The organism is Pseudomonas sp. 10S4, assembly GCF_034344865.1.
In the GTDB taxonomy this organism is placed as follows: Bacteria; Pseudomonadota; Gammaproteobacteria; order Pseudomonadales; family Pseudomonadaceae; genus Aquipseudomonas.
This window is the reverse complement of record NZ_CP133774.1, coordinates 5,614,928-5,634,245: the sequence shown is the minus strand read 5'-3', so window position 1 is coordinate 5,634,245 and position 19,318 is coordinate 5,614,928. Positions and strand designations below refer to the sequence as shown.

Genomic DNA, 19,318 nt, shown 5'->3' with positions numbered 1-19,318 from the left:
TTTCAGTCTGTTTGGCGATTGGTACCGTTTTTTTGATATGGGTCACGCGCCGGTCATTCATCGACAAAAGGCCATCATTGATTGGCCATTGAAGCCGAGGCCGAAGTTCGGCAAGCTCGATTTTTTCGCCGAGCGCTTTATGCACGCCGATGATGATGGTCCGCTGCAAACCCAGGCCACGGGCGAAACGGTCATGCGCTACCACCTGTGCTGGAAATACCGGGACCTGAATGGCGTCATGGCCCTGCATCACCCGGATATTCAGTACAGCGACTTTTTCCAGAACCGCGTGATGAGGCTGGACGAGCTGCGCGAGTACGTGCGCGACAGCATGCCGCGCAATCCCGATGAAGCGCTCGAGCACTCGGATCGCATTCGGCTGGACGGGAATACGGCGTTCATTCAGTACCAGATGACCCTGCGCGGCAGCGACGGGCTGGTGTCGTTTCGTTCCAGCGAAGCCATCACCGTGCGCGACGGGCTGATCTGGCGCGTCAACGAGTACGCCTCTCTGGTGCGCGAACAACCTTCCAGTAAAACCAGCAGCAACCTACGCCCGGCGGCCAGTCGGCTCGGCTTGTCGCCGCGACAGCTGAGTTTCATGGCCGAAGACCTGCAGCAGTACTTCGAGCGCCAGCAACCTTATCTGGACCCCGAGCTCGATTTGCAGCGGGTGGCAAAGGAGTGCGGTTACAGCCGCAATCAGATTTCCTACCTGCTGAACCAGGTGCTCGGGCAAAGCTTCTATCGCTACGTCAATCAGGCGCGTTTGCAGCATCTTTTGGCTGCATTGGATAAGGCCACACCACCGTTGCGAGTCGATGAACTGGCATTCGCCGCCGGTTTCAACTCACTGTCGGCGTTTTACAGTTGTTTTCGCCAGCACACCGGCCAGTCGCCCAAGGCCTACGTCAAACAAATTTCTTTGCGTGCACGCGCGCAAGACAGTCGCTGAGGTCACGCTCTAGGATCGACGCCATCGAAGTTTGAGTGGTGGAGTCTTGTTATGCCGGCGTGGCGCACGATCAGTTTATGGATGGATCAACTCGACGAGCCGTTGCTGGCACGTCCGGCCCTGGAACGGGACCTGGACGTCGACGTGGCCATCATTGGCGCTGGCTACACCGGGCTCTGGACCGCTTATTACCTCAAGCGCCTGGCCCCAGGACTTGAGATCGCCATCGTCGAAGCGCAAACCGCCGGGTTTGGTGCGTCGGGCCGCAATGGTGGCTGGCTGATGGGCAACCTGCTGGGCGAGGACCGTTTGCTCGCCGGTCTGCCGGCCGAACAGCGTCGTGCCTCGTTTGATCTGTTGCACGGCATTCCCGATGAAGTAGAGATCGTCCTCGAACGCGAAGGCATCGACTGCGATTACCGCAAGGGCGGCGTGCTGTATTGCGCGGCCCGCTATCCCGAGCAGGAAGCCAGCTTGCGCAGTTATCTGGACAAACTCTACCGCCAGGGTCTGACCGAAAACGATTACCGCTGGCTCAACCCTGAGCAATTGGCGCAACAGATCAGGGTTGCCAAGCCTTATGGCGGTATCTATGCACCGCACGTAGCGACCATCAATCCGGCAAAGTTGGTCCGAGGCCTGGCGCGGACAGTGGAGCGCATGGGCGTCAAGATTTACGAGAGCAGCCCGGTCACCCACTGGCAGTCCGGCAGCCTGCGTACGGCGAAAGCCCAGGTTCGCAGTCGTTGGATCGTGCCGGCAGTTGAAGGCTATTCGGTGACGATGCCGCCCTTGGGCCGCTATCAGTTGCCCGTACAGAGCCTGCTGGTAGCCACCGAACCGCTGTCCGCCGCCACCTGGGATGAAATCGGTCTTAGCCAGGGCCAGGCCTTTAGTGAAGCCAGCCGTCAGGTCACCTATGGTCAGCGCACTGTCGACAATCGTCTGGTGTTCGGTGCGCGGGGTGGCTACCAATTTGCCGGCAAATTGCGCCATGACTTCGACCTGACCACCAGCGAAGTGGAGCTGCGGCGTTATCTGTTCGGCGAACTGTTCCCGCAGTTGAAGAACGTGCGCATCACCCACGCCTGGGGCGGCAACCTGGGCATGTCCCGTCACTTCAAACCGCACATGCTCTGCGATCGGGCCAATGGCATTGCCTTGTCCGGCGGTTATGGCGGGGAGGGTGTCGGTGCCAGCAATCTGGGCGGACGAACCCTGGCCGATCTGATTCTGGAGCGCGATACCGATCTGGTGCGCCAGCCTTGGGTCATCCCCCAAGGCGGCCTCAATGCGTTAAGAGCCTGGGAGCCGGAACCCTGCCGTTGGCTCGGCTACAACGCGATCATCCGCAGCTTCGTCCACGAAGACCAGACCCTTGCCAACCCGGCCACTGCCCCCTGGCGGCGCAAGCTCGCCAGCGGTGTGGCGGGGTTCATGGAAGGTTTCATGCACTAAAAAAGCGTTCTCTATATCGACAGGTACTCCCATGAGCATCACGCAATTCAAAAACACCGTCACCTTGAAACTGGACGAGTCCAACCCCGTCGCCGTACCGCTGGGAATCCCGGCGGCGGTGGCCTCGACCACCAGCGTCGAGCGGGACGATGGCGTTGAAACCGGCGTTTGGGAATGCACCCCCGGCCGCTGGCGGCGGCAGATCGTCGCCCAGGAGTTCTGCCACTTCATCCAGGGCCGCTGCACCTTCACCCCCGACGGCGGGGAAACCCTGCACATAGAAGCTGGCGATGCACTGATGTTGCCGGCCAATAGTCTCGGTATCTGGGATATCCAGGAAACCGTGCGCAAGACCTACGTTTTGATTTTTTGATTTTGATCTTTTGATTGCCTGCCAATAACAACAACCCATACAGGAATCGACTCATGATCCGAAAGACACTGACCCTGGCACCCCTCGCACTGGTCGCGACCCTCAGCCACGCGGCGGAAACGGTCAAGATCTACAATTGGTCGGACTACATCGCCCCAGACACCACCAAGAACTTCCAGAAAGAAACCGGCATCGGCTTCAGCTACGACGTCTACGACAGCAATGAAACCCTCGACGGCAAGCTGATGACCGGCAAATCCGGCTATGACGTGGTGTTCCCGTCCAATCACTTCATGGCCCGGCAGATTCAGGGCGGGGCGTTGAAGAAACTCGACAAGAGCCAATTGCCGAACTGGAAAAACCTCAACCCGGTGCTACTCACTGCGCTGCAAACCAACGATCCGGGCAACGAACATGGCTTCCCGTACCTATGGGGCAGCACCGGCATCGGCTACAACATCGCCAAGGTCAAAGCGGTGTTGGGCGACAACGCGCCCGTGGATTCCTGGGACCTGATCTTCAAACCCGAAAACATGAAAAAGCTGCAAAAGTGCGGCGTGGCCATTCTCGACAATGGCCCGGAATTGCTGCCCGCCGCCCTGAACTACCTGGGTCTGCCGCACCACAGTAAAAACCCCGAAGACTATAAAAAGGCCGAAGCGCTGCTAATGAAAGTCCGGCCATATGTCAGCTATTTCCACTCCTCCAAATACACCAGCGACCTGGTCAACGGCGACATCTGCGTGGCGGTCGGTTTCTCCGGCGACATCCTGCAAGCGGAAAACCGCGCAAAAGAAGCCAAGAACGGCGTCGACATCGGTTACTCCATTCCCAAGGAAGGCGCCGCCATCTGGTTCGACATGGTCGCCATGCCCGCCGACGCCCCGGACGACAAGGCCGGCTACGCCTTCATGAACTACCTGCTGCGCCCGGACGTGATGGCCGATATCAGCAACTACGTGCACTACGCCAATGGCAATCAACAGGCCGACAGCCTGATCGACCCGGCGATCAAGAACGATACCAAGGTCTATCCGAGCCCGGAGATGATGGGGAAATTGTTCGCGCTGGAGGCGATGCCACTGAATATCGACCGGATTCGGACGCGGGTGTGGAACAAGATTCGGACGGGGAGTTGAGGTCAGGCTATTCGAATGCTGTGGCGTAGAGCTTGTCTGTGGTGAGGGAGCTTGCCCCCGCTTGTCCCAAAAGAAGGGCGCTGCTGCGCAGTCCAGCGGGGCCAAGCCCCTCGCCACAGGTTACTTATTCCATCAAGCGCCAACGCAGCAACAAGTATTCACTAAATGTTTAATTAGTTGATGGCAATGCACTGGCACTGATATTAATAAGTCCAGCAAAGTGAGACGCTTTCGACAAAACACAACTTATCTCTATTTAATATTTAAATATCCAATTGTCTGACAATCAGTTCAAACCTCCTCTCTGAAAACTATATTTCTACCCCGCATCCATTGTTTCCGGGCACTTGCCTGAGTGCACCAATTTGGCCAAAAAAAGTAGTAGACGTCTGATTTCAAATTGTGTCAGGTTTCTTACGCCTTCATTGGGCGAGTGATTGGACGATCTCGCCAGAGATTGTCCCGTCGGACAAAAACTGTTCCATTGATTAACAAGGAAGTGTGTTTATGTCGAAAGTAAAAGCCAAAGCTATTGATTCCGCCGAACTGGCCTTCCAGCCACTGCAAGCACTGGCCGCGCCGAGTTCTGCGTTCAGCCAGATCGATAGCTTCAGCCATCAGTACGATCGTGGCGGCAACCTCACGGTCAATGGCAAACCCTCCTTCTCGGTGGATCAAGCCGCGACTCAACTGCTGCGCGATGGTGCTTCCTGGCACGATCTCAACGGCAGCGGCAAGATCGAACTGACTTACACCTTTCTGACGTCCCAGACCTCGAACTTCAGCGGTCTGGGCGTCACCGGTTTCAGTCAGTTCAGCGCCCTGCAAAAATCCCAGGCCGTGCTCGCCATGCAATCCTGGGGCGATGTGGCCAACGTTACTTTTGCCGAAGCGTCCAAGGGTGGCGACGGCCACATGACTTTCGGTAACTACAGCGGCGGCCAGGAAGGTGCAGCGGCATTTGCGTTCCTGCCGGGCACCGAGCCGGGTTATGACGGTCAGTCCTGGTACCTGACTGGCAGTGGCTACAACGTCAACAAAACCCCGGGCTTGAGCAACTACGGGCGTCAAACCCTGACGCACGAAATTGGCCACACCCTGGGCTTGGCTCACCCTGGCGACTACAACGCCGGCGAAGGCAACCCGACCTACAACGACGCGTCCTACGGCCAGGACACCCGTGGCTACAGCCTCATGAGCTACTGGAGTGAAAGCAATACCAACCAGAACTTCAGCAAGGGCGGCGTCGAAGCGTATTCGTCCGGCCCGCTGATGGACGATATCGCGGCCATCCAGAAGCTCTACGGCGCCAACATGGAGACCCGTACCGGTGACACCACCTACGGCTTCAACTCCAACGCCGGTCGTGACTTCCTGAGCGCAACCTCGTCGTCCGATAAACTGGTGTTCTCGGTTTGGGATGCGGGCGGCAAGGACACCCTGGACTTCTCCGGTTTTACCCAAAACCAGAAGATCAACCTCAATGACGCCTCGTTCTCCGACGTTGGCGGTCTGGTGGGCAACGTGTCCATCGCCAAGGGCGCGATCATCGAGAACGCCATTGGTGGTTCGGGCAATGACTTGCTGATCGGTAACAGCGTGGCCAACGAGCTGAAGGGCGGTGCCGGCAACGACATCCTCTACGGCGCGGGCGGTGCGGACAAACTGTGGGGTGGTTCGGGTTCGGACACCTTCGTGTTTGCCGCCAGCACTGACTCCAAGCCAGGTGCGGCCGATCAGATCATGGATTTTGTCAGTGGCCTGGACAAGATCGACCTGACCGGTATCACCAAAGGCGCAGGTCTGCACTTCGTGAATTCGTTCACAGGTGCGGCAGGCGATGCGGTGCTGACCTCTTCCGGTGGCAACAGCCTGTTGTCGGTGGACTTCTCCGGGCACGGCGTGGCTGACTTCCTGGTCAGCACCGTTGGTCAGGCAGTTACCACAGACATCGTGGCCTGATTCAAGGCAAAAAGGAGCGCGGCGCTTGATGCGCCGCGCTCTGTCCTTGCATCGTTGCCTGCTGTGAGTAAGGCTACACGCCGGAGTAAAACGTCCTATGACCCATAACGCCTTTACCTACAGAGCAACCGCGTGGCTATTGGCGACGCTGATGATGTTTTTGGAGATGTAGCCATGGCAAGCAGCCTGAAATTAGCGGACCCCTCGGAACTGGCAGGTCGTTGGCAGGCCACCCTCAACACCCCGCAAGACACCGCCGAATCCCAAGCGTTGCAGGACAAACCGTCGAACGTCTGCGCCATCGATTTTGAACAACAGCAAACCCTGGGTAATGGCGCCGAATGCCTCAGTGCCTGGCTGGACGAACCGGCGATTGGCTGGTTCCCGGAACCGGACGGTATCTCGATTACCGGCAAAGAAGGTTCAAGAATTGTGTTCTTCAGCCGACAGCGTGAGGGGCTTTATAAAAGCACGCTGAAGTCAGGTCTGATCATTACGCTCGTGCGCGCAGCGCAAAGCGAAAAATAGCTGACCCGGCGCCAGCCGCCGATATATAGCTTGCTGTTGCAGTTATAAGCAGCCCTTCAATAACCGAAACTCTCGATTTATGAAAAGAGTTGTTATGAAAGTGTAAGCAGTAACTTGCGAAGAATGTCTCGACCCGTGTGCGGACAGTTAATAGAAATCTCGTCAATGAATGGCGAGGCATATCATCTCAGGAAAACTCAATGAAGATGGCGAACGCCCCAGGCACCGCACCGTTATTCAAGGCACTGGGCGACTATAAAAGCATCCTGATCAGCGTCGGTTGTTTTACCGCGTTGATTAACGTGCTGATGCTGGTTCCGTCTATTTATATGCTTCAGGTCTATGACCGCGTGCTGTCTTCGCAAAACGAAACAACCCTGGCCATGTTGTCATTGATGGTGGTGGGTTTTTTGCCTTCATCGGCGTGCTGGAGATCGTGCGCAGTTTCATCGTTATCCGCATCGGCAGCCAACTGGAGCGCCGCTTCAACCTGCGGGTCTATCAGGCGGCGTTCGAGCGCAACCTGTTTAAAGGCGAGGGCAACGCCGGGCAGTCGCTCGGGGATCTGACCCACATTCGCCAGTTCGTCACCGGCCCGGCGTTGTTCGCCTTCTTCGATGCGCCATGGTTCCCGGTGTACCTGTTTGTGATTTTCCTGTTTAACGTCTGGCTGGGCGTGCTGGCCACTGCCGGCGCGGTGCTGCTGATCGGCCTGGCATTCCTTAACGAAGCCATGACCAAAAAGCCGTTGGGCGAAGCCGCGGGTTTTTCCCAGCGGTCCAGCCAACTAGCCACCAGCCACTTGCATAACGCCGAAACCATTCAGGCCATGGGCATGCTCGGTGCCTTGCGCAAGCGCTGGTTCCAGGTGCATTCACGCTTCCTGGGTTTGCAAAATCAGGCCAGTGACACCGGCGCGGTCATCAGCTCCGCGAGCAAGACCTTGCGTCTGTGCCTGCAATCGCTGGTGCTGGGCCTGGGTGCCTTGCTGGTGATCAAGGGCGAAATGACTGCCGGGATGATGATTGCCGGCTCCATCCTCATGGGCCGGGTCCTGAGCCCCATCGATCAACTGATCGCCGTATGGAAACAATGGAGCGGCGCCAAACTCGCTTACCGCCGCCTCGATGCGTTGCTGCAAGCCTATCCACCCAGTGACGAAGCCATGGAGCTGCCAGCCCCCAAAGGTCAGATCAGCTTTGAACAAGTCAGCGCCGGCCCTCCGGGCAAGCGTGCTGCCACGTTGCATATGGTCAATTTCAGTCTGGGTGCAGGGGAAGTATTGGGTGTGCTTGGCGCCTCCGGTTCCGGTAAGTCGACTTTGGCCCGCGTACTGGTCGGTGTTTGGCCGACCCTCGGCGGTACGGTGCGGCTCGACGGTGCGGACATTCATCGCTGGAACCGCGATGACCTCGGGCCGTACATCGGCTATCTGCCTCAGGACATCGAACTGTTCAGCGGCAGCATTGCGGAAAACATTGCCCGGTTCCGTGAAGCGGACCCGCAAAAAGTTGTTGAGGCCGCGCAACACGCCGGTGTCCACGAAATGATCCTGCGCATGCCTCAAGGCTACGACACCGTGCTCGGTGAAGACGGCGGCGGTTTGTCCGGCGGCCAGAAGCAGCGTGTGGCCCTGGCCCGTGCTCTGTACGGTGAACCGAGCCTGGTGGTGCTGGATGAACCCAACTCCAACCTCGACACCGTCGGCGAAGCGGCACTGGCCGGCGCCATCGCGCACATGAAGGCCCAGGGTACCAGCGTGATTCTGGTGACCCACCGTTCCTCGGCGCTGGCCCAGGCCGACAAGTTGCTGGTGCTCAACGAAGGTCGCTTGCAGGCGTTCGGCCCAAGTCACGACGTGCTCAAGGCACTGTCCGGGAACGCGTCTGCCAACCAGGAGCAGCAAAGAGACAAACCAGTGCAGGCACCCGGCGGGCTCAGCATGAGCCGGCAGTATCAGCCCACGACAAGGAATTCGGGTGTATGAGCAGCGCACGCATGAACACTGAAAACGAAGCAACGATGGAACACGATTACATCGCTGAACGCCCTGAGCGTGACGCCAAATTCTTCGCCCGTATGGGCTGGGTGCTGGCGATCGTCGGTGCTGGCAGTTTCTTCACCTGGGCGAGCCTCGCGCCACTGGATCAAGGCATCCCGGTGCAAGGCACCGTGGTGGTGTCCGGCAAGCGCAAGGCCGTGCAATCGATGAGTCCCGGCGTCGTCAGCCGGATTCTGGTGCGCGAAGGCCAGGTGGTGAAACTCGGTCAGCCGCTGTTCCAGCTCGACCAGACGCAAGTCGCTGCCGACGTCGATTCGCTTCAGGCGCAATACCGCATGGCCTGGGCCAGCGTGGCGCGTTGGGAGAGCGAGCGGGACAATCTCAAACAGGTGAATTTCCCTGTCGAGCTGAGCAAGGATGCTGACCCACGCTTGATGCTGGTACTGGAAGGCCAGCGCCAATTGTTCAGCAGCCGCCGCGAAGCCTATTTCCGGGAGCAGGGCGGACTGCGCGCCAACATCGAAGGCGCCAGTGCGCAACTGGCCGGCATGCGCCGTGCGCGCACCGACCTGACGGCTCAGGCCAACTCCTTGCAACAGCAACTGAGCAACCTTCAGCCCTTGGCGGACAACGGCTACATTCCGCGCAACCGGTTGATGGAATATCAGCGTCAGCTGTCGCAAGTACAGCAACAACTGGCCGAGAACACCGGTGAAAGCGGGCGAGTGGAGCAGGGCATCCTCGAAGCGAAACTCAAGCTGCAGCAGCACATCGAGGAGTACCAGAAAGAAGTCCGCACCCAACTGGCCGACGCGCAGCTCAAAAGCGTAACGCTCAAGGAGCAACTGACGTCCGCCGGGTTTGACTTGCAACACCGCGAGATCATCGCCACCGCTGACGGCATCGCGGTCAACCTAGGGGTTCACACCGAAGGTGCGGTGGTGCGCCAGGGCGAAACCCTGCTGGAAATCGTGCCCCAAGGCACTCGGCTGGAAGTGGAAGGGCACTTGCCGGTCAACCTGATCGACAAGGTCGGTACGCACCTGCCGGTGGACATTCTGTTCACCGCGTTCAACCAGAGCCGCACGCCGCGAGTGCCAGGCGAAGTCAGCCTGATTTCCGCCGACCAGATGCTCGACGAAAAAACCGGTGCACCGTATTACGTGCTGCGCAGCAGCGTCAGTGACCAGGCGATGGAAAAGCTCCACGGTCTGGTGATCAAGCCTGGCATGCCCGCCGAAATGTTCGTGCGTACGGGTGAGCGTTCACTCCTCAACTATCTGTTCAAACCGCTGCTCGACCGGGCAGGCTCCGCGTTGACCGAGGAATAAGGATGTTCGGTTGTATGAATAAGCTTTCCATGCTCGGAGCGGCCCTGGCGTTGCTGACTTGCAACAGTGCGATGGCCCTGGGGCCGTTTGAAATCTACGAACAAGCGTTGCGCAATGACCCGGTGTTCCTTGGTGCGATCAAGGAGCGGGATGCCGGCCTTGAAAACCGCATCATCGGCCGCGCCGGGCTGTTGCCCAAGATCGGTTACAACTACAACAAGGGACGTAACTCCTCCAAGGCCACCGCGCTGGATGAGCACGGGCAGAACCGGACCGATGACCGTAACTACAGCAGTTACGGCTCGACCCTGACCCTGCAACAACCATTGCTCGACTACGAGGCATACGCCTCGTATCGCAAAGGCGTGGCGCAAGCGTTGTTCGCCGACGAAGCCTTTCGAGGCAAGAGTCAGGAATTGCTGGTGCGGGTGCTGGAGAACTACACCAAGGCATTGTTCGCGCAGGATCAGATCGACATCGCGCAAGCGAAGAAGAAAGCCTTCGAACAGCAGTTCCAGCAAAACGAGCAGATGTTCCGCCAGGGCGAGGGCACGCGTACCGATATTCTGGAAGCCGAGTCCCGTTATGAACTGGCCACGGCCGAGGAAATCGAGGCCCGCGATGAGCAGGACGCGTCGTTGCGTGAACTCGGGGCGCTGATTGGCGTGCCGACGATCAATATCGGCGACCTGGCGCCGCTGGACCAGAACTTCCAGACGTTCACCTTGCAACCGGCCAATTACGACACCTGGCACGAGATGGCCGTGGCCAACAACCCGAACCTGGCTTCCCAACGCCAGGCCGTGGAAGTGGCGCGCTACGAGGTTGAGCGCAATCGTGCCGGGCACATGCCGAAACTTAGCGCCTATGCCACGGTGCGCCAGAACGAGTCGGAAAGCGGCAATACCTATAACCAGCGCTACGACACCAACACCATTGGCTTCGAAGTCAACGTGCCGCTGTATGCCGGCGGCGGGGTCTCGGCGATGACCCGCCAGGCCAGCAGTAACATGGAACAGGCCGAGTACGAGCTGGATGGCAAGACCCGGGAAACCTTGATCGAATTGCGTCGCCAGTTCAGTGCCTGCCTGTCCGGGGTGAACAAACTGCGGGCCTATCAAAAAGCCCTGACCTCTGCGGAAGCGTTGGTGGTCTCGACCAAGCAAAGCATTCTGGGTGGCGAGCGCGTCAATCTTGATGCGTTGAACGCTGAACAACAGCTCTACACCACCCGCCGCGACCTGGCCCAGACGCGTTACGACTACCTGATGGCGTGGACCAAGTTGCATTACTACGCCGGGACCTTGAACGAGCAGGATTTGGCCAGGGTTGACGAGGCGTTTGGCCAGGGCCCGAGAACCCAGTGATTTTCTGAAGGTATACAAACCTGTGGCGAGGGGGCTTGCCCCCGTTCGGTTGCGTAGCAGCCGCCATCTGGGGTCGCTTCGCAGCCCAACGGGGGCTAGCCCCCTCGCCACAGCAAGCCCCCTTGCCACAGAGTCACCTTCAACCTGAAAGAAGTGCGATGCAGTAATACGGCAACACCACCCCCTCGGACAGGGGGACTAAAACTCTAATAACGCCAAAAAAGCGAGAAGACATGGACGTACAGATCAAGCCGGTTTCGGTCGGCACGCTATTGCTCGCGGTTTGCATAATGCCCGCCGCAGCCCAGGCCCAATACCTTGAAACCGGCAAACCCGGTGACGCCGCCAGTTGGCGCTCGGCCGAGTTCCAGCGCGATTGGGGGCTTGCGCGCATGCAAGCCGATCAAGCCTATGCTGCCGGCATCACCGGCAAAGGCGTGAAAATCGGTGAACTGGATTCCGGCTTCGATTCCACTCATCCCGAATTCGCCACCGACCGTTACCACGCGGTCATGACCAGCGGCAGCTACGTCGACGGCTCACCGTTCAATGTCGTCGGCACGCTCAACTCCAACAACGACTCCCACGGCACCCACGTCACCGGCATCATGGGCGCTTCCCGCGATGGTAGCGGCATGCACGGCGTGGCGTACAACGCACAAATCTACGTGGCCAATACCAACAAGAACGACAGCTTCCTGTTCGGCCCCACCCCCGATCCGCAGTATTTCAAAGCGGCTTACAACGCCCTGGTAGATGCCGGCGTTCGGGCGATCAACAACAGTTGGGGCAGTCAGCCGCCGGATGTCAGCTATCGAACCCTCGACGATCTGCACGCGGCCTACGCCCAACACTTCAACAAAGGCACCTGGCTCGATGCCGCCGCCGACGTGTCCCTTCGTCGCGGTGTGATCAATGTGTTCAGCGCCGGCAACAGCGGTTATCCCAACGCCAGCGTGCGTTCGGCGCTGCCGTACTTCCAGCCGGATCTGGAAGGCCACTGGCTTGCCGTCTCGGGGCTGGATCAAGGCAATCAGCAAAAGTACAACCAGTGCGGGATCGCCAAGTACTGGTGCATCACCACCCCCGGCGCGAAGATCGACAGCACCATTCCCGGTGGCGGCTACGCGATCAAGTCCGGCACGTCCATGTCCGCGCCTCACGCCACGGGCGCCCTGGCGCTGGTGATGGAGCGCTATCCATACATGAACAACCAGCAAGCGCTGCAAGTGCTGCTGACCACCGCGACCCAACTCGACGGTTCAATCACCAATGCGCCGAACACGACAGTCGGCTGGGGCGTGGCCAACCTTGATCGGGCGATGCGCGGGCCGGGGCAATTGCTCGGTTCTTTTGACGCCAATCTGGGGGCAGGGCAGAGCGATGTCTGGAGCAACGGTATCAGCGATAAGGCGTTGATCCAGCGTCAGGCTGAAGATGCCGTCGAGCACAGCGCCTGGCAACAAACCCTGAAGAACAGAGGCTGGCAAAACGGTGTGGCGGCCGGCGCCAGTCAACAGGATCAAACTGACTATGCAGTGGGCATGGCGCGGGATGCCGCGGCGGCCAGTCGGGTCTATGAAGGCAGCCTGATCAAGTCCGGCGTCGGGCGGTTGATGCTGACCGGCGACAGCACCTATCGCGGCCCGACCACGGTCAACGGCGGTTTGCTGGCGGTGAACGGTTCACTTGCCTCAACAGTGACCGTGAATGACAGCGGCACCCTGGGCGGCTCCGGACGCATCGGCGCACTGACGGCGAATGCCGGCGGCACGGTCGCCCCGGGCAATTCCATCGGGACTTTGCAGGTCAGTGGCAACGTGACCTTCGCGCCGGGCTCGACCTACGCCGTGGAACTGTCGCCGACCAGCAGCGACCGGATTGTCGCCGGTGGCATGGCCACCGTCAGCGGTGCCACGGTGAGTCTGTCGCTGGAAAACAGCCCGACCTTGCTCAGCGCCCGGCAAGTGCAAAGCCTGCTCGGTCATCAGTACGACATTCTGCAAGCAGCCGGCGGCATTCAGGGTCAGTTCGGCGCCGTGTTGCCCAACTACCTGTTCATCGGCGGCAGCCTTGATTACTCCGCCACCGGGGTTGTCCTGAGCGTTGAGCGCAACGCCACGAGTTTCGCCAGTGTCGGGCAAACCCCGAACCAGCGTGCCGTGGCCAGTGCAGTGGAAGGGCTGGGGGCGAGTCATCCAGTCTACGAAAGCCTGCTGCTGTCGCCGACTGCAAGTTCCGCGCAACAGGCGTTCCAGCAACTGTCGGGGGAAATCTACCCGGCGCTGGGCTCTGTGCTGATCAACGACAGCCGTTATCTGCGCGATGCAATCGGTGAGCGCCTCAACGACGCGAAAGGCACCCAAAGCAACGGCTGGATCAAGGCCCTTGGCGCCTGGGGCAAGACCGATGACCGAAACGACACGGCCGGCTACACCACTTCGATTGGCGGTCTGTTGGCTGGTGTTGATGGTGCGCTGGATGAGCAGACCCGAATCGGCCTGGTCACCGGTTACAGCGACAGTTCGGTGAACATGGGGGCCGGCACGCATTCCTCGGCGCAAGTCGACAGCTATCACCTGGGCGCTTATGCCGGCCACGAACTGGGCGCCTGGCGCCTGAGCGCGGGCGGTGCCTACAGCTGGCATCGGGCTGACGTTAAACGTGATCTGCAATACGGCGATGTCAGTGCCAAGCAGAAAGCCAAAGTCGATGCGGCCACCACTCAGGTCTTTGGTGAAGCGGCGTATCGCCTGAACCTGCAACCCGTGGCGCTGGAGCCGTTCGCCAACCTGGCCTACGTGCACCTCGACACCGATGGTTTCACCGAAAAAGGCGATGCCGCCGCGCTGAAAAGCCACGGCGACACCCGCGATGCAGTGCTCAGCACCCTGGGCCTGCGGGCGCTGAAAACCGTGAACCTGTCCGGCCAGCAACAACTGGAACTGAGCGGCAGCCTCGGCTGGCAGCACAACCTGAGCAGTACCGATTCGGAGCAACACCTGGCGTTTGCCAGCGCCAGCACGCCGTTCTCGGTGGAAAGCTCGCCGCTGGTGCGCGACGCCGCGTTGGTCGGCGCCCATGCCGGCTTGGCCCTGAGTCGCGACATTCGCTTGAACCTCGATTACACCGGCCAACTGGCCAGCCGCGAGAAGAGCCATGGCGTGGGGCTTAGCCTCAATTGGCAGTTTTAACGCGGTAAACGACGAATGCGGCAATGAGGATCGCCCGGTTTAAGGATTGAAACGATGAACCCCTGTGGGAGCGGGCTTGCTCGCGAAAGCGGACTGTCAGCCAACATTAATCGTGACTGACAGGACGCCTTCGCGAGCAAGCCCGCTCCCACAGGTAACGCCTCATTGCCACAAGGATTTTTGGCAACACAACTAAGGATGGTCGTTGGATGAAGCTTGAAAACAACAACAAATTTGCCCTGAAAACCCTCAACTACGCGGTGCTCTGCGCACTGGCCACGCTGGGTACCGCCCATGCCGCGCCTTACGTGGAAAACGGCAAACTCGGTGACCCGAACAGTTGGCGCAGCGCCGAGTTCAAGGCCGATTGGGGCGTGGGCGCGATCAACGCCCAGGACGCCTACGCCGCCGGCTACACCGGCAAAGGCGTGAAACTGGGGATCTTCGACCAGCCGGTCTACGCCGCGCACCCGGAGTTTTCCGGGGCCAACAAAGTAATCAACCTGGTCACCAGCGGCATTCGCGAATACACCGACCCGTACATTCCGGTCAAAGCCGGGGATGCGTTCCGTTATGACGGCACGCCTTCGGTTGGTTCCAACGGCAAGCTCGGCGCTCACGGCACCCACGTTGGCGGGATCGCTGCCGGTAGCCGCGACGGCGGCCCGATGCACGGCGTCGCCTTCGGTGCGCAAATCATCAGCGCCGACAACGGTGACCCAGGCCCGGAGGACGGGATCATTCGCGGCAACGACGGCGCGGTTTACAAGGCCGGTTGGGATGCCCTGATCGCCAGTGGCGCACGCGTCATCAACAATAGCTGGGGCATCGGCATCACCGATCGCTTCGACCTCGGCGGGAGCGACCCGGCGCATCCGCACTTCACCGTGCAAGACGCCCAGTTGCAGTTCAACGAGATCCGGCCGTTGCTCGGGACCAAACCGGGTGGTGCCTATGACGGCGCGATTGCCGCAGCCCGCAGCGGCATCGTGACGATCTTCGCCGCTGGCAACGACCACAACCTCAACAACCCCGATGCCATTGCCGGCCTGGGTTACTTTGTGCCGGACATCGCGCCGAACTGGGTCACCGTCGCCGCGCTGCAACAGAACCCGGACCTGACCAGCGCCAACCCCTATAACATCAGCACGTTCTCGTCGCGCTGCGGCTACACCGCCAGTTTTTGCGTATCGGCACCGGGCACCAAGATCTACAGCTCGATCATCAGCGGCACCAACGCCGAGAACCTGACCACCGGCTACGCCAACTACAACGGCACCTCGATGGCCGCGCCGCACGTGGCCGGTTCCATGGCGGTGTTGATGGAACGCTTCCCCTACATGACCGGCGCGCAGGTCGCCAGCGTGTTGCGCACCACCGCCACCGACCTCGGCGCCCCAGGCATCGACGCGTTGTACGGCTGGGGCATGATCAACCTGAGCAAGGGCGTCAATGGCCCGGCGATGTTCGTCACCGAGAAGGACATTCCCGAAGAGTTCCGCATCGCAGGTGCCTACGGCTCCAGCCAGTTTGTCGCGGACCTGCCAGGCATCGGCGCGATCGTCGACGCCGGCAAACCCACCGAGCGTGTCTGTAACGACGTGCACTGCGGGCTCGACACCTGGAGCAACGACATTTCCGGCCATGGCGGCCTGACCAAACAGGGCATCGGCACCCTGGTGATGACCGGCGCCAACACCTACGCCGGTCCGACGCTGGTCAACCAGGGCCGCTTGGCGATCAATGGTTCACTGATGTCCGCGGTCACCGTCAATGACAGCGGCATCCTCGGCGGCAACGGCAGCATCGGTGCATTGACCGCGAAAAGCGGCGGCACCGTGGCGCCGGGCAACTCCATCGGCACCTTGCACGTGACGGGCGACGTCGTCTTCGAACCAGGCTCGACCTACGCCGTGGAACTGTCACCGACCAGCAGCGACCAGATCGTCGCAAGCGGCAAAGCAGTGATCGATGGCGCTACGGTCAGCCTGTCCCTGGAAAACAGTCCGACATTACTGACCACCGCCCAGACCCAAAGCTTGCTCGGCCATCAGTACAACATCCTGCAAGCGGCCGGCGGCATACAAGGGCAATTCGGTGCGGTATTGCCGAACTACCTGTTTATCGGCGGTGCCCTCGACTATTCGGCCAACGGCATTCAGTTGGCGGTGGTGCGTAACGCGACGTCCTTCAGCAACGTTGGCCTGACTCCAAACCAACGCGCTGTAGGCGCTGCCGCCGAGCAATTGGGCGCGGGCAATGCGCTGTACGAAACCCTGCTGTTGTCGCCGACTGCAGCGGTGGCCCAGCAAGCGTTCCAGCAACTGTCCGGCGAGATTCATCCGGCCATCGGCACGATGCTGATCAACGACAGCCGCTACCTGCGTGATGCCGTCAGCGAGCGTCTGCGTGAACGGGATCTGTTCAACGCCGGCGCGCCGACCGATGACAAAAGCAACCTCTGGGTCAAGGCCCTTGGCGCCTGGGGCAAGAGCGATGGCGGCAATGACAACGCCAGCTCCAACAGCTCCATCGGCGGCTTGCTGGTCGGTGGTGATGGCTTGATTGCTGAAGAAACCCGCCTCGGTTTCGTTACTGGTTATAGCGACAGCTCGTTGAGCATGGGCGATGGCACGCATTCGTCGGCATCGGTCGACAGCTACCACTTGGGTGCGTACCTGGGGCATGAAATCGATGCCCTGCGCTTGAGCGTCGGTGGTGCTTACAGCTGGCATCGGATTGATGTGAAACGTGAACTGCAATTGGGCGACGTCAGCGGCAAGCAGAAAACCAAACGCGATGCGACCACGGCTCAACTGTTCGCCGAGGCTGCTTACAAACTGGACCTGCAACCGCTGGCACTGGAACCGTTCGCCAACCTGGCCTACGTGCACTTGAACAGCGACGGCTTCACCGAGAACGGTGATGCCGCGGCGCTCAAGGGCGGTGAAGACAACCGCGACGCGGTGCTGTCGACCCTCGGTCTGCGGGCCGGCAAATCGATTGCGCTGTCTGACCAGAAAAAACTGGAACTGTCTGGCAGCCTCGGCTGGCAGCACAACCTGAGCAGCACCCGTTCCGAAGACCACTTGGCCTTCGCCAACGGCAACACCGCATTCAGCGTGCAGAGCGTATCCCTGGACCGCGACGCCGCGGTCGTCGGGCTGCGCGCCGGGTTGGCCTTGAACCAGGCAACCCGCGTGAACCTGGATTACAACGGACTGATCGGTTCCAACGAGAAGGACCACGGCGTGGGCCTGACCCTGGACTGGCAGTTCTGATTTGACGCTAAGGAAGCAAAAGAATGGGACTGTTTGATTACAAAAATGCCGGCAGTGCGGCCGGCAAAGAGTTGTACAGCGATGCCATCGCATTGACGCTGTATGCCTACACGCCAACCGGCCAGCCGTTGCCGGCCACCGGTTGGGCGCCGATTGGCGCGACGGCACTGGGATACAAAGGCAAGGCCAGTGCTCAAGGCACCTTCTATGGCGAGAAAGAGGGTTTCACCAGCGCCGAATCTGAAGTGCTCGGCAAGTACGACGCCGCCGGCAAGCTGATCGGCCTCGGTGTGGCCTTTCGCGGCACCGGTGGCCTGGGCTACAGCGACACCTTTGGCGACATGAAAAACAATCTGCTGGCGGCTGTCGGACCGGTGGATTATGCGAAGAACTACGCCAAAAGCGCCTTCGATACCTTGCTCAAGGACGTCGCCGCGTTCGCCATTGCCCACGGCCTGAGCGCCAAGGACGTGCTGTTCAGCGGCCACAGCCTCGGCGGTCTGGGCGTCAACAGCGTCGCGGAACTGAGTGGCAGCAATTGGGGTGGTTTCTTCAAGGACGCCAACTACGTGGCCTTCGCCTCGCCGACCCAAAGCGCCACCGGCAACAACGTGCTGAACATCGGCTACGAGAATGATCCGGTGTTTCGCGCGCTGGACGGCACCACGTTCAGCAGCGGCTCAATGGGCAAGCACGACGGCCATCAGGAGTCAGCGACCAACAACATCGTCAACTTCAACGATAACTACGCGTCGACCTCACAGAACCTGGTGCCGTTCAGCATCATCAATCCGCTGAACTGGTCGGCCCATGGCTCGTTGGGGTATGCCGACGGCTTGAACCGGGTGATCGACTCGCGCTTCTACGACCTCACGACCAAGGATTCGACGCTGATCGTGTCCAACCTGACGGAGTCGTCCCGCAGCAGCACCTGGGTCGAGGACCTGGGCCGCAGCGGCGAGCCACACACCGGTAGCACGTTCATCATCGGCACCGACAGCAATGACTTGCTCAAGGGCGGCGCCGGCAATGACTTCATCGAGGGCCGGGACGGTAACGACCGATTCCGCGATGACGGTGGCTATAACATCCTGCTGGGCGGCAAGGGCAGCAACACCTTCGAGCTGCAAAAGCCGCTGCAGAACTTCAGCTTTGCCAACGATGGTGACGGCACGTTGTACGTGCGCGATGCCTACGGCGGCATTAGCCTGACCCGCGACATCGGGGCGCTGGTGAGCAAGGAGTCGAGTGGCTGGTGGGGCATGACCAGCAAGGAGATCACCTACACCGTCAGCGCCAACGGCTTGCTCAACGGCAGCGAACTGACCCACTACAACCACTCGCTCAATGGCGATGCCTACGGCAATACGCTGGCCGCCACTGTCGACGGCGACTGGTTGTTCGGTAACGCCGGCGACGACCTGCTGCGCAGCGACAAGAGTCACGTCACCTTCGTCGGTGGCACGGGCAATGACGTGATGCATGCCGCGGGCGGCAACAACACGTTCCTGTTCAGCGGCGCCTTCGGTTTTGACGCGATCAATGGCTACCAGGGCAGCGACAAACTGGTGTTCATGGGCGTCCAGGGCGCAGGGCAGGGCTACGACTACAAGCAACATGCAACCCAGTCCGGCCATGACACGGTGCTCAAGGTTGGCGATTTTGCCGTGACCCTTGTCGGGGTCGGGCTGGATAACCTGTCGGCTTCAGGCATCACCTTCGCGTAAG

The 19,318-nt window shown here is 60.2% G+C and carries 10 protein-coding genes and 2 pseudogenes; all 12 read left to right on the top strand.

What is annotated here, in order from left to right; all coding sequences use genetic code 11:
- Positions 1–139 precede the first annotated feature (139 nt).
- Entirely contained in the window at positions 140–955 is an 816-nt protein-coding gene (locus RHM58_RS26425; protein ID WP_322270906.1) for a helix-turn-helix transcriptional regulator, read from the top strand.
- Between the two features lie 51 nt (positions 956–1,006).
- Positions 1,007–2,413 carry an NAD(P)/FAD-dependent oxidoreductase gene (locus RHM58_RS26420; protein WP_322268655.1) on the top strand — a complete coding sequence of 469 codons (1,407 nt, stop codon included), beginning with the start codon at positions 1,007–1,009 and terminating at the stop codon, positions 2,411–2,413.
- 31 nt (positions 2,414–2,444) lie between these two features.
- Positions 2,445–2,786, top strand: a complete 342-nt coding sequence (locus RHM58_RS26415) for a cupin domain-containing protein (protein WP_322268654.1) — start codon at positions 2,445–2,447, stop codon at positions 2,784–2,786.
- 53 nt (positions 2,787–2,839) lie between these two features.
- Positions 2,840–3,925: a polyamine ABC transporter substrate-binding protein gene (locus RHM58_RS26410; protein ID WP_322268653.1), complete on the top strand. Its 1,086-nt coding sequence runs from the start codon at positions 2,840–2,842 to the stop codon at positions 3,923–3,925.
- 507 nt (positions 3,926–4,432) lie between these two features.
- On the top strand, positions 4,433–5,887 hold the full coding sequence (locus RHM58_RS26405) for a serralysin family metalloprotease (protein WP_201255194.1): 1,455 nt from the start codon (positions 4,433–4,435) through the stop codon (positions 5,885–5,887).
- Between the two features lie 97 nt (positions 5,888–5,984).
- Positions 5,985–6,415 (top strand): annotated as a pseudogene (locus tag RHM58_RS26400) (AprI/Inh family metalloprotease inhibitor).
- A gap of 200 nt (positions 6,416–6,615) precedes the next feature.
- A pseudogene (locus tag RHM58_RS26395) lies at positions 6,616–8,402 on the top strand (type I secretion system permease/ATPase).
- Positions 8,399–9,748: an HlyD family type I secretion periplasmic adaptor subunit gene (locus tag RHM58_RS26390; RefSeq protein ID WP_322268652.1), complete on the top strand. Its 1,350-nt coding sequence runs from the start codon at positions 8,399–8,401 to the stop codon at positions 9,746–9,748. The pseudogene RHM58_RS26395 and the gene RHM58_RS26390 overlap by 4 nt, the downstream one beginning before the upstream one ends.
- Before the next feature lie 2 nt (positions 9,749–9,750).
- Entirely contained in the window at positions 9,751–11,115 is a 1,365-nt protein-coding gene (locus RHM58_RS26385) for a TolC family outer membrane protein (protein WP_201255191.1), read from the top strand.
- Positions 11,116–11,348: 233 nt separating this feature from the next.
- On the top strand, positions 11,349–14,309 hold the full coding sequence (locus RHM58_RS26380) for an autotransporter domain-containing protein (protein WP_322268649.1): 2,961 nt from the start codon (positions 11,349–11,351) through the stop codon (positions 14,307–14,309).
- Between the two features lie 209 nt (positions 14,310–14,518).
- Positions 14,519–17,590 (top strand): autotransporter domain-containing protein, encoded by a 3,072-nt coding sequence (locus RHM58_RS26375; RefSeq protein WP_201255189.1) that lies wholly within the window; start codon positions 14,519–14,521, stop codon positions 17,588–17,590.
- Between the two features lie 23 nt (positions 17,591–17,613).
- Positions 17,614–19,317: a polyurethanase gene (locus tag RHM58_RS26370; RefSeq protein ID WP_201203539.1), complete on the top strand. Its 1,704-nt coding sequence runs from the start codon at positions 17,614–17,616 to the stop codon at positions 19,315–19,317.
- Position 19,318: the final 1 nt, after the last annotated feature.